Source organism: Rhodopila sp. (assembly GCF_035548235.1).
Lineage (GTDB): Bacteria > Pseudomonadota > Alphaproteobacteria > Acetobacterales > Acetobacteraceae > Rhodopila.
Genome location: NZ_DASZTJ010000192.1, coordinates 1 through 14,497, shown reverse-complemented (window position 1 = coordinate 14,497; position 14,497 = coordinate 1). Strand labels below are relative to the sequence as shown.

The 14,497-nt window shown below is 66.3% G+C and carries 11 protein-coding genes; 5 read left to right on the top strand and 6 right to left on the bottom strand.

Going from position 1 to position 14,497, the window contains the following annotated elements:
- Nucleotides 1-9 precede the first annotated feature (9 nt).
- The 4 genes from VHB27_RS15810 to VHB27_RS15795 form a co-directional block, all read right to left on the bottom strand.
- Nucleotides 10-1,266 (bottom strand): MFS transporter, encoded by a 1,257-nt coding sequence (locus tag VHB27_RS15810; protein ID WP_325602146.1) that lies wholly within the window; start codon nucleotides 1,264-1,266, stop codon nucleotides 10-12.
- A gap of 198 nt (nucleotides 1,267-1,464) precedes the next feature.
- The gene (locus VHB27_RS15805; protein WP_325602144.1) at nucleotides 1,465-2,316 is read right to left on the bottom strand and encodes a heme-dependent oxidative N-demethylase family protein; all 852 of its coding nucleotides are present in this window, start codon (nucleotides 2,314-2,316) and stop codon (nucleotides 1,465-1,467) included.
- 62 nt (nucleotides 2,317-2,378) lie between these two features.
- Nucleotides 2,379-3,233: an alpha/beta fold hydrolase gene (locus VHB27_RS15800; protein WP_325602142.1), complete on the bottom strand. Its 855-nt coding sequence runs from the start codon at nucleotides 3,231-3,233 to the stop codon at nucleotides 2,379-2,381.
- Entirely contained in the window at nucleotides 3,233-4,474 is a 1,242-nt protein-coding gene (locus tag VHB27_RS15795; protein WP_325602140.1) for a CaiB/BaiF CoA transferase family protein, read from the bottom strand. Before VHB27_RS15795 ends, VHB27_RS15800 begins: the two co-directional genes overlap by 1 nt.
- Nucleotides 4,475-4,566: 92 nt before the next feature.
- On the opposite strand from VHB27_RS15795, the gene VHB27_RS15790 reads away from it, so the two are divergent.
- On the top strand, nucleotides 4,567-5,814 hold the full coding sequence (locus VHB27_RS15790) for an MFS transporter (protein ID WP_325602138.1): 1,248 nt from the start codon (nucleotides 4,567-4,569) through the stop codon (nucleotides 5,812-5,814).
- Nucleotides 5,815-5,823: 9 nt separating this feature from the next.
- Here VHB27_RS15790 and VHB27_RS15785 read toward each other — a convergent pair whose 3' ends face one another.
- The gene (locus VHB27_RS15785) at nucleotides 5,824-7,044 is read right to left on the bottom strand and encodes an AmpG family muropeptide MFS transporter (protein ID WP_325602136.1); all 1,221 of its coding nucleotides are present in this window, start codon (nucleotides 7,042-7,044) and stop codon (nucleotides 5,824-5,826) included.
- A 30-nt stretch (nucleotides 7,045-7,074) separates the two neighbouring features.
- Nucleotides 7,075-7,593, bottom strand: a complete 519-nt coding sequence (locus VHB27_RS15780) for a GNAT family N-acetyltransferase (protein WP_325602133.1) — start codon at nucleotides 7,591-7,593, stop codon at nucleotides 7,075-7,077.
- A 618-nt stretch (nucleotides 7,594-8,211) separates the two neighbouring features.
- Between VHB27_RS15780 and VHB27_RS15775 the strand changes: the two genes are divergently transcribed.
- The 4 genes from VHB27_RS15775 to VHB27_RS15760 all read left to right on the top strand — a co-directional run.
- Nucleotides 8,212-10,365: a peptidase domain-containing ABC transporter gene (locus tag VHB27_RS15775; RefSeq protein WP_408904009.1), complete on the top strand. Its 2,154-nt coding sequence runs from the start codon at nucleotides 8,212-8,214 to the stop codon at nucleotides 10,363-10,365.
- Nucleotides 10,328-11,740, top strand: coding sequence for an HlyD family type I secretion periplasmic adaptor subunit (locus tag VHB27_RS15770; RefSeq protein ID WP_325602129.1), 1,413 nt, complete (start codon nucleotides 10,328-10,330; stop codon nucleotides 11,738-11,740). The genes VHB27_RS15775 and VHB27_RS15770 overlap by 38 nt, the downstream gene beginning before the upstream one ends.
- Before the next feature lie 36 nt (nucleotides 11,741-11,776).
- Complete coding sequence (locus tag VHB27_RS15765) at nucleotides 11,777-13,564, top strand: SEL1-like repeat protein (protein WP_325602127.1); 1,788 nt, start codon at nucleotides 11,777-11,779, stop codon at nucleotides 13,562-13,564.
- 3 nt (nucleotides 13,565-13,567) lie between these two features.
- A partial coding sequence (locus tag VHB27_RS15760) for a tetratricopeptide repeat protein (protein WP_408904008.1) occupies nucleotides 13,568-14,497 on the top strand: 930 nt, incomplete at its 3' end.

Below are 14,497 nucleotides of genomic sequence, written 5' to 3'. Positions count from 1 at the left end.
CGTGTCTCCTTATGCCGACAAGGGAATGGTCCTGACCGGTGCCGGGCCGATCGGGCGTCGCGTCATGGTCACCGTGATGACCATGCCGGCGAGGAGAAGTGCCCCGGAGATCAGCCAGGCGATGTCGTAGCTGCCCGTCATGGCGATGACGTAGCCTGTCACGATCGGCGCCAGCATGCCGAAGATGTTGCCGCCGACCACGAGAACGCCGGTTGCCGTGCCGGCGTTGGATGCGCTGGGCAACAGGTCGGTCAGCAGGGCGGAGTTCAGGCCGGTGGCAGCCGATGTGCCGGTCAGCGAAACGGTCACAAGCAGGAGAATGAGCCAGATGTTCGCGACGAACGGCGTCAACAGCACGACCGCCGAGATCAGCAGCATCACCGCCACCATCCACCGCCGGCGGCCTGTCTGGCGGTCATGGTTCCGCAGCAGATAGTCGCTGAGTTTCGCGACCGCGAGGCTGCAGATCACCGTGGCGGCAAATGGAACAGCGGACAGCAGTCCCGTCTTCAAGATCGTCAGATGCCGGGTCGTCTGTAGATAGCTGGGAAGCCAGGTGAGGAACAGATAGTGGGAATAGACGCAGGCGCCCTGGGTCAGGAACAGGCCCCACATGCTGACGCTTCCCGCCAGGGTGCGCAGAGCCGGTCCTGCTGACGAGTCCGCGTTTGGCCGGGCCGCTGGCCGCTCCGTTTCGGGAGCGGCGCCGGACGGCCGCCGGAACCAGATCAGCGCGGCGAGCAGCCACACCAGCCCGACAGCGCCCAGGACCTCGAATGCACCGCGCCAGCCCAGTGAATGCGCGAACCAGCCGAACAGCACGGCGCCGATGGCGGGACCTGCGTAGCCGCCGCTGATCACCAGCATGTTCGCCAGTCCGTACTCGCTTGCCGGCACCCATTCCCGGACGGCGCGGCCGGCCGCGGGAAATGCGCTCGCCTCGCCGGCACCCATGGCGAGCCGCGCGCCGAAGAGCCAAGGCAGGCTAGGGGCGAAGCCGGTGAGGATGGTCGCGATCGACCACAGCGTGATCCCGATCCCGCTAACCGTTCTTATGCCGATCCGATCAACCGCCATCCCCCACGGGATCAGGCAGATCACGTACGACCAGAGGAAGCAGGATAGCAGGTAGCCCATGCCCACGGGCGAAATGCCGAACTCTTCGGCGATGGGTCGGGCGCCGATGGAAAGCGCCACGCGATCCCCATAATTGATCGTGATCAGCAGGAACAACAGGACATAAAGCGCGAACCGATTCCGGACCACGGCAACCTCTCGGACGTTTCCCGCGCGCGACTGCGCGCAAATTTCCTCGGTAGCGGTCGCGTTTGCTTGGACCGCGCTCAGTTCCACGAGATGGGAGCGCATCTTGGTCCGGGTGTCCAGTTTCGGGAGGTGGCGTCAGAATGCCGTTTCTATAGAAACCACACGGTTGATCGCTGGCAGGGACACGCCTGCGCTGTTTCAGGCTGTCGTGGCGTCGACCGTTTCATCAAGCCAGGACAGCAAGGCCGAACGGAATACAAGCAGGCTCTTGTAGTGTTGGATCTCCGCGGGCAGCGCCCGCACCGCCTCGGCCAGCGTCGCCGCCTGTTCGGCCGAACCGATGACGCGGGACAACGGATAGACATGTACCCGGATCCCGAACAGCACCGAACCGCTGGCGGGCAGGGCGCGCAGGGTCTGGCGTTCAACGCGCAGGAAGACGCGGTCAGCGACATTGTCCGGCGTGATCGCATCATCGCTGGCGTCGCGCCATTTGCCGCCGGGTTGGAACAACGTGGGGTCGTCCAGCAGGGACCAGTTCAGCCGTTCCACGATGCGGTCGGGCTTAAGGCTTCGAAAGAAGCGATCGACCGGCCGGGACAGGCGGTCGGCGTACAGCGGGACCGGTCCGTGCACAGCGGCCAGGGGCTTGCCGATCTTGTCCCACAGGCGCCAGCGGCTGGGAAAGCACAGAATGGCGGCGGTGAAGATCGGGCCGTCCTCCGTAGGGTGGATGACGCACAGGTCCTCCTGCACCAACCGTCCGGCCAGTTCCAGCGGGTCCAGGGAACCGGCGGTCCAGGTCTCGCCGGTCAGGTGGTTGCGCAGCCCACCGGCCTCGCGGCTGAACCAATCAGGATGGGTCGTGGTGAGGTTGTCCACGATCATCGTCAGCGCTTCCTCGCGGGCCACGCCGGAGTCCGGGCCTGCCGCGAAGACGGCGTCACGATCGGCCGCCAGGAGGCGTCGGCGCTCAATCATTTCGTTGAAGTAACGGTCGTCGATTTCGAACCACGCCGTAAGCGGGGTGCTGACGAGGTCCATCGCCATGCGGTGTGGACCGCGCGAGTAAGGCCGATAGACGATCTCGGCTGGTGGCGCCCGCATCGCCGTCAGCCGGTCAGGAACGCGCGGATCGCCGCGATCTGGGTTGGATCCAGCAGCGCCGGCGCGTGTCCTGTCCCGGGGATTTCCAGGCCCTGGGCGCCGCTTTCCCGCATGCGCGCGAAGGTTTCCGCCAGAAGCACGTCGCTGCTTTCACCCCGAAGCACGAACCGCGGAACCTGGATACGGTCCCAGAACGGCCACATGTCGACGTCTGCTGGTTCGTGACCACGCATGGGTTCGGCGATGCGAGGATCGTAGTGCAGCGTATATTTGCCAGTCGGCAGTTCGCGCGCCGCGTTGCGCGCCATGGTGGCCCATTGCTCGTCTGTCAGCGGGCCGAAGGGCGCGTGGACCATCCGCAGATGCCGTTCGATCGTCTCCAGGTCGGGAAATCGTTTCATGAACGGCGAATCGCCCGACGCCACCAGGTAGTCACGGATGCGCCGCAGCGAGTCGGCGGGGATGAACGGCCCGACATCGTTCAGCACGAGCCGGGTGATCGGCGAACCTTCGGCGGCGGCGAGCAGCATGCCGCAGATTCCACCCAGGGACGTGCCCACCCAGGCGACGTCCCGTCCGATCCAAGCCAGCAAGTGTCCCAGCACACTGACATAATGTTGTGCCTGGTACAACATCGGGTCCTTCAGCCAATCGGAGCGTCCGCGGCCCGGCAGGTCGGGGCAGATGACCCGGAAGTCGCGGGCGAGGTCCGTCGCCAATGCGTCGAAGTCCCGTCCGTTCCGGGTCAGGCCATGCAGGCAGACCACCACCGGCGCCGCCGGATCGCCCCAGTCGTCGAACGCGAGGCGATGGAACGCGCCGGCCAGCAGATAGGTGACCGAACCGGCGCGCGGTGCCATCAGAGGACGTTCTTCTCGCGCAGCGCAGCCAGCGCGTCGGCGTCCAGGCCCAGGCGCTGGCCCAACACGGCGTCGGTGTGCTCGCCCAACAGCGGCGGTGCGATGCGGTAATCGGCTGGCGTCTCCGACAGTTTTACCGGATTCGCGATCAGCTTCACCGACTGGCCGGACGAATGCGCCATCTCCATCACCATGTTCCGAGCCTTGACGTGCGGGTCGTCGAAGACCTGGGAGAGTTTGTTGATGGGGCCACAACCGATCTTCAGCGCCTCCAGCCGCTCGATCCACCAGGCGGTCGGGTGTTGCTGCATCACCGGGGTCAGCGTATCGGTGACAAGCTGGCGGTTGCTGACGCGCGCCGCGTTGGTGGCAAAACGTTCGTCTTGCAGAAGATGGGTCAGATCGAACGCCTCGCAGAAGCGCTTGAAGGTGGGATCGTTGCCGACCGACAGCACCATGTGCCCATCGGCGGTGGGAAACACCTGGTAGGGCACGATGTTCGGGTGCTGGTTGCCCAGGCGCGGCGGGTTCTCGCCGGTGGCCAGGTAGTTCATGCCCTGGTTGGCCAGCCAGGCGACATGGGTGTCGAGCATGCCGATGTCGATCTGCTGGCCCTGCCCGGTCAGGTCGCGATGGCGCAGCGCCGCCAGGATGCCGATACAGCCGTAAAGACCGGCGAACAGGTCCGCGACCGGCACGCCGACTTTCTGCGGCAGTCCGTCGGGCTCGCCTGTCAGCGACATCACCCCGCCCATGCCCTGGATCAGGCTGTCATAGCCCGGGCGGGGCGCATAGGGCCCGGTCTGGCCGAAACCGGTGATCGAACAGTAGATCAGCCGGGGGAATTTCGCGTGGAGCTGTTCGTAGCCCAATCCGTATTTCGCCAAGGCGCCGACTTTGAAGTTCTCGATCAGGATGTCGCATTGCGCGATCAGCTTCAGCGCGATTTCCTGCCCCTCGGGCTGGGCGATATCCAGGGTGACCGACTGCTTGTTGCGGTTCACCCCTAGGAAATAGGCGCTTTCCTTGGTACCCGGCATGAAGGGCGGAGCGAAGCCACGGGTATCGTCGCCGGTGCCCGGCCGTTCGATCTTGATCACATCCGCGCCGAGATCGGCCAGCATCTGCGCGCAGGTCGGTCCCGCCAGCACGCGAGTGAGGTCGAAAACGCGTAGCCCCTTCAGGGGGCCGGAGGGGTCGCCAAAGGGGGAGCCTGAGGGGGCGGGGGTCGGTTTGTCCAAGGGGCGCTCTCCATTTTGATATCTGTTTATAGATCGGCGTTGGAATGGCGCAAATGACAGGTTAAAATGTCGTGGAAAGGAAACTGACGCCCATGCCGCGAGCCGCAGACGAGACGATTGAGAGTCCGCGGTCCTGGCAAGCCGCCATTCTGACCCTTGTCATCCTGTCTGTCGGTTTCGGCGCACCGCTCCTGGTCGTCGTCGGCCTGCGGCAGATTCAATCCGATCTGGGCACGGATCGTTCTGTGATCGCACTGGCATCGGCGCTGATCTGGATCGGCAATGCGATCGGCGGCGTCGTCATGGGGCGGGTCGCGGTCGCGATCGGCATGCGCTGGACGGCCGTGCTGGGCGTGGTGTCCATCGCGGCGGGGCTGGCGCTCTCCGGCCTGGGATCGGGCGGCCAGGGGTCGATCTGGGCGATCTACGTCGGTCACGGGTTGCTGATCGGGCTGTTCGGCCTTGGCGCGCTTTACGCACCCCTGACGGTTTATGTCAGCCACTGGTTCGATAAGCGGCGTGGGACGGCGCTGGCGCTGGTCGCGTCGGGACAATACGTTGCCGGTATGTTTTGGCCGCCGATGATCGAGTATGGCAATGCCCACGTCGGCTGGCAGACGATGATGCTGATCTATGGCGGGCTTATGCTGGCGGTATTGCCGCTGGTCTTGCTCCTGCGCGCCCCGCCGGAGTTGCGGGTCGGCACACCGTCGTCAGGGCCGGCTCCGGGACGGTTGCCGCTGGGACTGCCGCCGATCGCAGTCCAGGTCACGCTGTGCTTCGCCGGCTTCTTCTGCTGCGTGCCGATGGCGATCCCGGCCTCTCACCTCGTTGCGTTTTGCGGCGATATCGGCATCCCCGCCGCCGACGGCGCCGCCATGCTGTCGGTGATGCTGACCTGCGCCTTCATCTCCCGCCAACTCTGGGGCTTGCTCGCGGACCGGGTCGGTGGCTTGCGCACCATCCTGTTCGGGTCAATCGCGCAGATCGTGACGCTGGCGTCTTTCTTGACGACGCGCAACGAGGTGGGACTGTTCCTGATCGCCGGCGCCTACGGCCTGGGGTTCAGCGGCCTGATCCCGGCCTATGCCGTGGCGGTCCGTGACCTATTCCCGGCGCGGGAGGCGTCGTGGCGCATTCCCACCGTTCTGATGTTCTTGATGGGGGGCATGGCGTTCGGAAGCTGGTTCGGCGGCAAATTGTACGACCTGTTCATGTCGTATCAGATGGCGTTCGCCGTGGGGGTGGCGTTCAACGCCGTCCACCTCGTTGTCATCCTCCTCCTGGTCGTCCGCTCCGCTCGGCAGCGAACCCCGCAACTGGTTACGGCCGCGGAGTGACGGCGCCGGTCACCGGGGCTGGGGCGCCGCGTCTCGCCGCAGCAAAGCCAGCATCAGCGCCATCCCCGGCAACGCCCCGGCCATGCAGGCGACGTAGAACCACGTCCAGCCCAGTGCCAGCGCCATTACCCCCGAAACGCCGCCGATCGTGTGGATCGCCAGCTGCGGCACCGAGGACAGCAGCGCGTATTGCGTCGCCGCGAATTCCCGTTCGCACAGCGCCGACAGGAACGTCAGGAACGCCGCGTCCGCAAGACCTTGCGCGAATGCCTCGGTACTGACGGTCGCGTACAGCACCCCGTGGTTCCCCGGCGTCAGCGACAGCACCACATACATCGCCATTGCCGCCGTCTGCGCCCATCCCGTCGCCAGCAGCGCGCGGCCGACGCCGATCCGAGCGACCAGCGTCCCGCCTAGGGTGATGCCCGCCAGCGTGGCGGCCAGGGAGAACGGACCGGTCGCGGAGATTGCCTCCGCGTTGAAGCCGCCGGCACGGTAGAACGGCGCGGTCATGATGCCGGCCATTGCTTCGCCCAGCTTGAACAGCGCGACGAACGCCAGCACCAGCCAAGCCGAGGGTCGGTCGAAGAAGCCCTGGATCGGATCGATCACGGCATGCCGCAGCCCGCCTGCCCGGACGACCGAACCACCCGGATCGGGGGCCAGCAGGGTGACGAGCAGCCCGCATGCGGCCAGCGCCGCCGCGCCGCTCAATGCCACATGCCAGCCGATCACGGCCGCGGCCGCGATCACCCCGGAGGTCGAGCCCAGCAGCGCAACCCGATAACCCCAGACATAGACGGCGAGCGCAAGGCCCTGTTCGGTGGGCGCGAACGTCTCGATGCGCCAGGCGTCGATCGCGATGTCCTGGGTCGCCGACAGGATTGCCACGCCGGCGGCGGCGGCGAAGGCGGCCAAAGGGCCATGCGACGGCTGACTCAGCGCCAACGCTAGCACGGCACCCCCCAGCAGGGGCTGCACCAGCAGCAGCCAGCCTCGGCGCCGCCCGCGCGCGCGCAGCAGGCCCAGCGGCGGCGGCCGATCGAGCAAGGGCGACCACAGGAACTTCAGCGAATAGGCCAGGCCGATCCAAGCAGTCAGTCCGATGACGGACAGCCCGGCGCCGCTGTCGGACAGCCAGAGCCGCAGCGTGAACCCGGACAGCGGCAGCGGCAAGCCGGAGAAAAACCCATAGGCCGCCATGACGGCCAGGCGCCGGTCGATCCTCATAAGACCTCGATCATGGGTGCGGGCGCTGGCTTATGCCGGCAGCGTGGAATCCCCCTTGCCCAGCGGCCGCTGCATGGTCACGACGTCCAGCCAGCGGCCGAACTTCAATCCGGCCGCCTTCATCGTGCCGATCATGTGGAAGCCCAGGCTCGCATGCACGCCGATCGAACCGACATTGTCCGAATCCCCGATCACCGCGACCATCTGCCGCAGCCCCGCCGCCGTGGCCAATTCGATCAGCCGCTTGACCAGCATCTTGCCGACGCCCTGGCCGCGGACGTCCTCCCGGACATAGATGCTGTCCTCCACCGTGAACCGATAGGCGGAGCGTTCGCGGAACGGGGCGTAATAGCCATAACCCAGAACCCCGGTCGCGTCGGTGGCGACGAGCCAGACGAACCCGTTGTCGACCACCTTGCGGAAGCGGACCATCATCTCCTCGACCGAAGGGGGCTCCTCCTCGAACGTGCCGGTGCCGTGCAGGACGTGATGGGCGTAGATCGCCTGGATATCGGGCACGTCGGCGTCGTTGGCGGCACGTATTTCCATCGCGGTCGGATTCCTCGCAAGCGGCAGTGTCCAGACGATAGCCCGATCCCTTGGCCGTGACGACTATCCGCGCGGCATGGGCGCTACCCGCCATGACGTACCGGGTCCTGCCGCGCCTTAAAGTTGTAGCACTTCGGTTGTTTGCTTCCGGGCGTGAGTGTGGCAAAAGGCGGCTAGGTCCGGTTGTGTGAACCGGCAGGATTGGTGCAGATTTGTTTCAAATACCATCTCGAAATTAAGATTTTGATTGGTTTTGCTGAATCGCTTCGTCATACTCGCTTTTGTGATCGGACGGCAGCCGCGTCGGCAACGCGGAAGGGCAGGAAATTCGGGGATGCAGCCTGGATGGAGCACATCCGAGCGTGCGGGACCGGTACGTCCGTGGTATCAGTATCCTCAGGCACGGCAGGGTTGTGGTCTTCAACCGAACTGCCTGACACGATACGCCGATAGAAAGGTTTGCTCGTGGATATAGCTGACGGACTCACGCCAGGCCCGTTCGGGAACAACCGTGCGCCCGGAACGGCCCTACAGTCCGGCGGTGGCGGCACTGCGGACGATCCCGGCGCCTCGGCGGGCGGCCCGCGCGGGCCGATCCATCCGCGTCTGCTGGCGATGATGATGGCCGCGCGTTATTTCGGGTTGGAACTTGATCCGGTTGATTTCCGGCTCGGCCAGGGTGAGACCGTCCCAAGCCCGGCGGCGCTGAGCGCCTGGGCACAGGAAGCAGGCATGTGGTCCCGCGCGCTGCGGTTGAAATGGCGCAACCTTTTTGCCACCGCAGGTGCCGGCCCGGTCGTGCTGCTGTTCAACGACGGCAGCGCCGGCCTGCTGACCGGCGCCAATCCGGAAGCCAAGATCGTCCTGATCCGCGACCCGCGCGCGCCGGAGGCAGATCCTCCGGTCGCCGTCGACGAAATGCGCCTGGCCGAGGTCTGGTCGGGCGAGGCGGTCCTGCTGCGCGCGGAACGTAGCCAGGCCGAGGCTGACCCGCCTTTCACCCTGCGCTGGCTGATCGGCATGGTGCTGAAGGAAGGCAAGCACCTGCGCGACCTGATGATCGCGTCCTTCACGATCAGCCTGCTGACGATCTTTCCCCCAGTGTTGACGATGCAGGTCGTCGACCGGGTGCTGTCACATCACAGCTACTCGACCCTGACCCTGATCTCGTTAATCCTGCTGACCTGCATCGTGTTCGAGACGCTGCTGGGTTACGCGCGGCGGATCATCATCCTGATCGTCGGCGTCCGCACCGACGCCAAGCTGAACCTGCATATCTTCAATCGCCTGGTCCGACTGCCGCTGGACTATTTCGAGCGGCACCCGGCCGGTGAGACGATGTACCGCATCAGCCAGATCAACCAGGTGCGCCAGTTCATCACCGGCAAGCTGATGGCGACGCTGCTGGACCTGATGACCCTGGCGGTGCTGCTGCCGTTCCTGTTCTGGCTGAACTCCACCCTGGCCTGGGTTGTGCTGGTCTGTGCCACTGCCATCATGCTGATCATCGTCGCCTACCTGCGGCCGATCCGGATGATCTTCGCCAAGGTGATGGCGGCGGAGACGATGAAGAGCGCGGCGCTGGGCGAAACGATCTTCGGCATCAAGACCGTCAAGGCGCTGGCCCTGGAGCCGCAGCGCAAGTCGTTGTGGGACGAGCGGGTGGCCGATGTCGGTAAATGGCGCTTGGCCATGGGGCTGCTGTCCAATTGGCCGCAGACCCTCGTCACCCCGATCGAGCGCTTCATGTGGATGGGCATCATCATGCTTGGCGCCTATCTCGCGCTCTCCAGCGACACGGGTTACGAAGTCGGCGGCCTGTTCGCGTTCATGATGCTCTCCCAGCGCGTGTCGGCGCCGCTGGTCGGCCTCGCCCGACTGATCGAGGAATGGGAAGAGGTCGGCGGCGCCATGTCGCAGGCCGGAGAGGTGCTGAACCGTCCGTTGGAGGATGCGGCCAGCACCGGCGTCCGGCCCAAGTTCGCGGGCGCCGTCAGCTTCCAGGACGTCACCTTCACCTATGCCGGTACCAAGCTGCCGGCGCTGGACCGGATCAGCTTCGAGATCCCGGCCGGCACCATGCTGGGTCTGGTCGGCCGGTCCGGGTCGGGCAAATCAACCGTCACCCGCCTGCTGCAGGGCATCAACCGCGAGTATTCCGGCTTCCTGAAGATCGACGGCGCCGACCTGCGGTCGATCAACCTGCGCCACCTCCGCTCCAATTTCGGCGTCGTCCTGCAGGAGAACTTCCTGTTCCGCGGCACCATCCGGGAAAACATCCTGGCTGGCCGCCCAGGCCTGACGCTGGAGGACGCGATCCGTGCCGCCCGCCTGGCCGGCGCCGAGGAGTTCATTGAGCGGATGCCGAACGGGTATGAGACCTATATCGAGGAAGGCTCGCCCAACCTGTCTGGCGGCCAGCGCCAGCGCCTTGCGATTGCCCGCGCGCTGATCACCGATCCGCGCATCCTCATCCTGGATGAGGCGACCAGCGCCCTCGATCCGGAATCGGAAGCGCTGGTGAATGCGAACCTCGCCCGCATCGCCCGCGGTCGGACGATGTTCATCGTGTCCCACCGCCTGTCCTCCCTTGTCGACTGCGACCTGATCATGGTCCTGGAACGCGGCAAGCTGCTGGACATTGGCCCGCACGAGGCCCTGCTGGAACGCTGCAGCGTCTACCGGACGCTGTGGAACCAGCAGAATCGCCACATGTACAAAGAAGGACATGGCCATGCCGCTCTTGCCCCGACCCTCATCCAAGGCTCTTGAGCCGAAGCAGGATGATCGGCTGGACCCGACGCTGCCGGTCATCCTCGAGTACCAGTCGCCGTCCAGCGCCATCATCAACATGCCGATGCCGCGCCTGGCGCGGAACGTCAGTTGGACGCTCACGGCGATGGTCCTCACGCTGTTCGTGGTCGCCGGGACCGTGAAGGTCGACAAGGTGGTGACCGCGCCGGGCGTCGTCATTTCCAAGTCGCCGACAATCGTCGTCCAGCCGCTGGAAACGGCGATCGTCCGTTCGATCGACGTGCATGTCGGCGAAGTCGTGCATGCCGGCCAGGTGGTGGCCCGGCTGGACCCGACCTTCGCGGCGGCGGACGCCACCGCCTCGGCTGCGCAGGTCAGTCAGTTGCAGGCTCAGACGCTGCGCATGCAGGCGGAGTTGGAGAACCGTCCGTTCACCTATAACGGAACAGATCCGAACATGGCCTTCCAGGCGGCCGTCTACGCCCAGCGCCAGTCCGAATACAATTCCAAGTTGGAGAACTATCGGGAGAAGTTCGACAGCCTGCGCGCCACGATCGCCCGCGCCAGGTCCGATGAGGCCGGGTACCAGGATCGCCTGGCTTACGCCAGGCAGCTTGAGCAGATGCGGCTTCAATTAGAGAAGCTCAATGTCGGCTCCAAGCTGAACACGCTGTCGGCGATGGACACGCGGGCGGAAATGCAACGCTATGTCGACAACTCACGGGAAACCGCCGAGGGCGCGCAGCGAGACCTCGCCGCCCTGGTCGCGGAGCGCAACCAGTACATCGAAAGCTGGCACAACGACGTCGCGCAGCAATTGACCGACGTGCTCAGCAAGCTGTCGGACGCGCGCGAAAGCCTTGCCAAGAACCAGTTGCGCCGGCAACTGGTGGAACTGCGCGCCGACACGGACGGCACGGTGATGACCATTGCGAAAGTGTCGGTCGGATCGGTGCTGCAGCCGGGGCAGGAGTTCATCACCCTGGTGCCGACCGAAGCGCCGCTGGAGATCGAGGCCAACATCTCCGGCGATGACGACGGTCACGTGAATGTCGGCGATCCGGTCGACATCAAGTTCGATACCTTCCCGTACACGCAATACGGCCTGGGGCATGGCGTCGTCCGCATCGTCAGCCCGGACAGCTTCTCGGCGCAGGATGAAGTGCGGAACCCGACCGGGTCGGTACCTGTGCCCCAACAGAATACCGGCACCCTGTACTACAGGTCGCGCATCACGCTGGATCAGATCAACCTGCGGGGTGTGCCCGCCAACTTCCATCTGATCCCGGGTATGCCGGTTCACGCCGATATCCGCGTGGGCAAGCAGACCGTGCTGCGTTACCTGATGGGCAAGACGATACCCCTGGTCACCGAGGGCATGCGGGAGCCGTAAGGCTCTCTCTAACCCGCAAGCGGACAGAACGGGACGATGGCCTTAATTGACAGACTGCTCGGCGGCGTGTCACCGACCGCGGCGCTGAGGCGTGGAATCAAGCTGCGGGAGCAGGGCGACCTGAAAGGCGCCTTCCAACTGCTGTCGCGCGCCGCCCGCGCCGGCTTGCCGGAAGCCGAGTTCCGGGTCGGACGTTGCTATCTGGAAGGCGCGGGCGTCCCGCCAAGCCGGGCGGATGGGGTCCGGTGGGTCGAGCGCGCGGCGGAGCGGGGATATGTGGAGGCGCAGGCGTTCCTGGCCACCTTGTCCCTCCATGGCATGGGACCGGCGCTGGCTCAGGCCGGCCATGGCGGCCTGTTCGGCAGCCAGACCCAGCTCGAACCCGACTATCCCGCCGCCGCCAAATGGGCACGCCGGGCGGCCGAGGGCGGGTCGGCCGAGGGGCAGGCCGTGCTGGCCTTCATCCTGACGTCGGGGCCGGAAGAGCTTCGGAACCAAGCCGAAGGCGACGAATGGTACAAGAAGTCCTCCGCCGGCGGATGTCCGCAAGGACAGCTTGGCTATGCGCTGGTGCTGGCACGCGACACGACCGACCCGGAGACGCAGACAGAAGTCGTGCGCCTGCTGCGCCAGGCCAGTGAGAACGGCTTGGCCACGGCGCTGTATCTATATGGCATGCTCCAGGAACGCGGTGTGGGTGTGCCGCAGGACCGGAACGCCGCCGTCCAATGCTACAAGCAGGCCGCCGAAAAGGGCCACCGTTCGGCGCAGGCACGCTGGGGCCTGGCGCTGATGCAAGGCGGCGGCGTCCCCGCCAATCCGGTCGAAGGCGAGTCCTGGCTGCGCCGTGCCGCGCTGGCCGGTGACCCCGAGGCCGCGGCGGTGGTCGGCGACCTCTATGCCCGCGGCGGCAACCTGCCGCCGAACTACGCCGAAGCCGCCATGTGGTTCCGTCGCGCCGCCGACGCCAACCACAAAGGCGCCGCTCGGGCGCTGGGCATGCTGTACCTGACCGGGGCTGGCGTGACGCGTGACCAGGATGAGGCCGCGAAGCTGTTCCGCGTCGCCGCGCAAGGCGGCGATTCCCATTCGGTCGTCGACCTGGGCAACCTGCTGCTGAGGGGCCACGGCGACGAGCAGGACCAGGTCCGCACGCGCGAATGGTTCGAGCAGGCGGCGGAATCCGGCGACTTGATCGCCGCTTTCAATTTCGGCGTCTGTCTCGCCGAGGGCGTGGGCATCGAACGTGACGACCGCAAGGCGGCCGAATGGCTGCGCCGCGCCGCCGACGGCGTGGTGAACGCGCAGTACTGGTATGGCCGCATGCTGGTCGAAGGCCGCGGCGTCGATGCCAACGCCGAGGAAGGCCGTGCCTGGATCAAGCGGGCCGCCGATGTCGGCATGATCGAGGCGGAGGTGATGCTGGCCGACATGATGCTGAACGGTCGCGGCGGGCCCAAGGATCATCCCGCTGCACTGGCGCTGTTCGAAAAGGCGGCCGGTCGGGGTCATGTCGGCGCCATGTTCGCCGTCGCCGCCATGCTGGGCGGCGGTCATGAAGTTCCCTGGGACCGTGCCGGCGCCCAGCGCTGGTTCCGCGCTGCCGCCGAACGCGGCCACCCCTACGCGCAGATGATGCTGGGGCGCTACCTGTCGCGGAATCTCGCCGGTGACCTGAATGTCGAGGAAGCCCGCCGCTGGCTGGAACGTGCCGTCGCGCAGGGCCTGCAGGAGGCGAAGGGCGACCTCGCGGCGCTGCCGTCACCTCCAGCCGCCCCAGCGGAGGTCAAACGCGGCGCCGCCATCCATGCCTCCGGCGACTGAGTGATGGATGACCCGCCGGCGGCCGATATAGAGGCCCAGGCACGCACCGCTCTGGTGAACGGGCAGGCTGCGCTGCTGGCGGGGGACAACGATGCAGCGTTCCGATGGTTGGACCGCGCGCACCGGCTTGTGCCGACGGATCCCAATGTGATGCTGGCGCTGGCGAGCGCTTGGATCAGCCAGGACACTGAATGGGCGGCGTCGCTGTTCGCGCGTGTCGCCGAGGCACATGGCGTAGCCCAGGCCTGGTTGGGTTTGGCGGCATGCCGACTGCGGCAGGGCGACGGGGCGGAAGCGCTCAGGTCGCTGGCCCGTGTCCTCGCAGAGCATGCGCTGCCGGTGGAGTCGATCGGGCTGATCGACCGGATCGCGGCCGAGACCGGCTGGTGCGGCCTGCATAGCGACGGGCGGCTGGAAATCCATCCACCTGCCGGGCACTCACCCGCCGGGCGGCATGGGAAGCCGCGCGTGACCCTCGATGGGAAACCCGTGTCCAAGCTGCCGCGCCATTGGCCGTTGGCGTCGCGGGTGGAGGTACGCGTCGGCGACATTCACCTGCTGGGCAGTCCGATCCGTATCGACGTGATCCGCCGTCTGGTCGGATGCGTCGAGGCCGACGATGGCGGGATCACCGGCTGGGCCTGGTATCCGAACGATCCGGCCACAGATCCGGCGCTGACGCTGCGCTGGCCGGACACGAACCGGGAGAGGCGGATCGTCGCCCGTGACCGCGGTCGGCACTTTCCCCATACCGGCCCGTTGGCCCAAGTGCGCGGGTTCGCGATCCCACCGGCGGAGCTTCTCGCCGGGCCGGTCCACATCCTTGGCCTCGATGACCGCCCCTTGCTCGGCAGCCCGCTTGATCCGCGAGCCGCGGAGATCCCGGTGCAAGTGCCCCCGTCACGGCCCGGCCCGACCAGGCCAACCCCGGCC

Coding starts and splice junctions, on each gene's coding strand:
- VHB27_RS15780 (WP_325602133.1), bottom strand. CDS start 7,593: ATGGAAATACGTGCCGCCAACGACGCCGACGTGCCCGATATCCAGGCG.
- VHB27_RS15790 (WP_325602138.1), top strand. CDS start 4,567: ATGCCGCGAGCCGCAGACGAGACGATTGAGAGTCCGCGGTCCTGGCAA.
- VHB27_RS15785 (WP_325602136.1), bottom strand. CDS start 7,044: ATGAGGATCGACCGGCGCCTGGCCGTCATGGCGGCCTATGGGTTTTTC.
- VHB27_RS15765 (WP_325602127.1), top strand. CDS start 11,777: ATGGCCTTAATTGACAGACTGCTCGGCGGCGTGTCACCGACCGCGGCG.
- VHB27_RS15775 (WP_408904009.1), top strand. CDS start 8,212: ATGATGGCCGCGCGTTATTTCGGGTTGGAACTTGATCCGGTTGATTTC.
- VHB27_RS15770 (WP_325602129.1), top strand. CDS start 10,328: ATGCCGCTCTTGCCCCGACCCTCATCCAAGGCTCTTGAGCCGAAGCAG.
- VHB27_RS15800 (WP_325602142.1), bottom strand. CDS start 3,233: ATGGCACCGCGCGCCGGTTCGGTCACCTATCTGCTGGCCGGCGCGTTC.
- VHB27_RS15805 (WP_325602144.1), bottom strand. CDS start 2,316: ATGGCGATGGACCTCGTCAGCACCCCGCTTACGGCGTGGTTCGAAATC.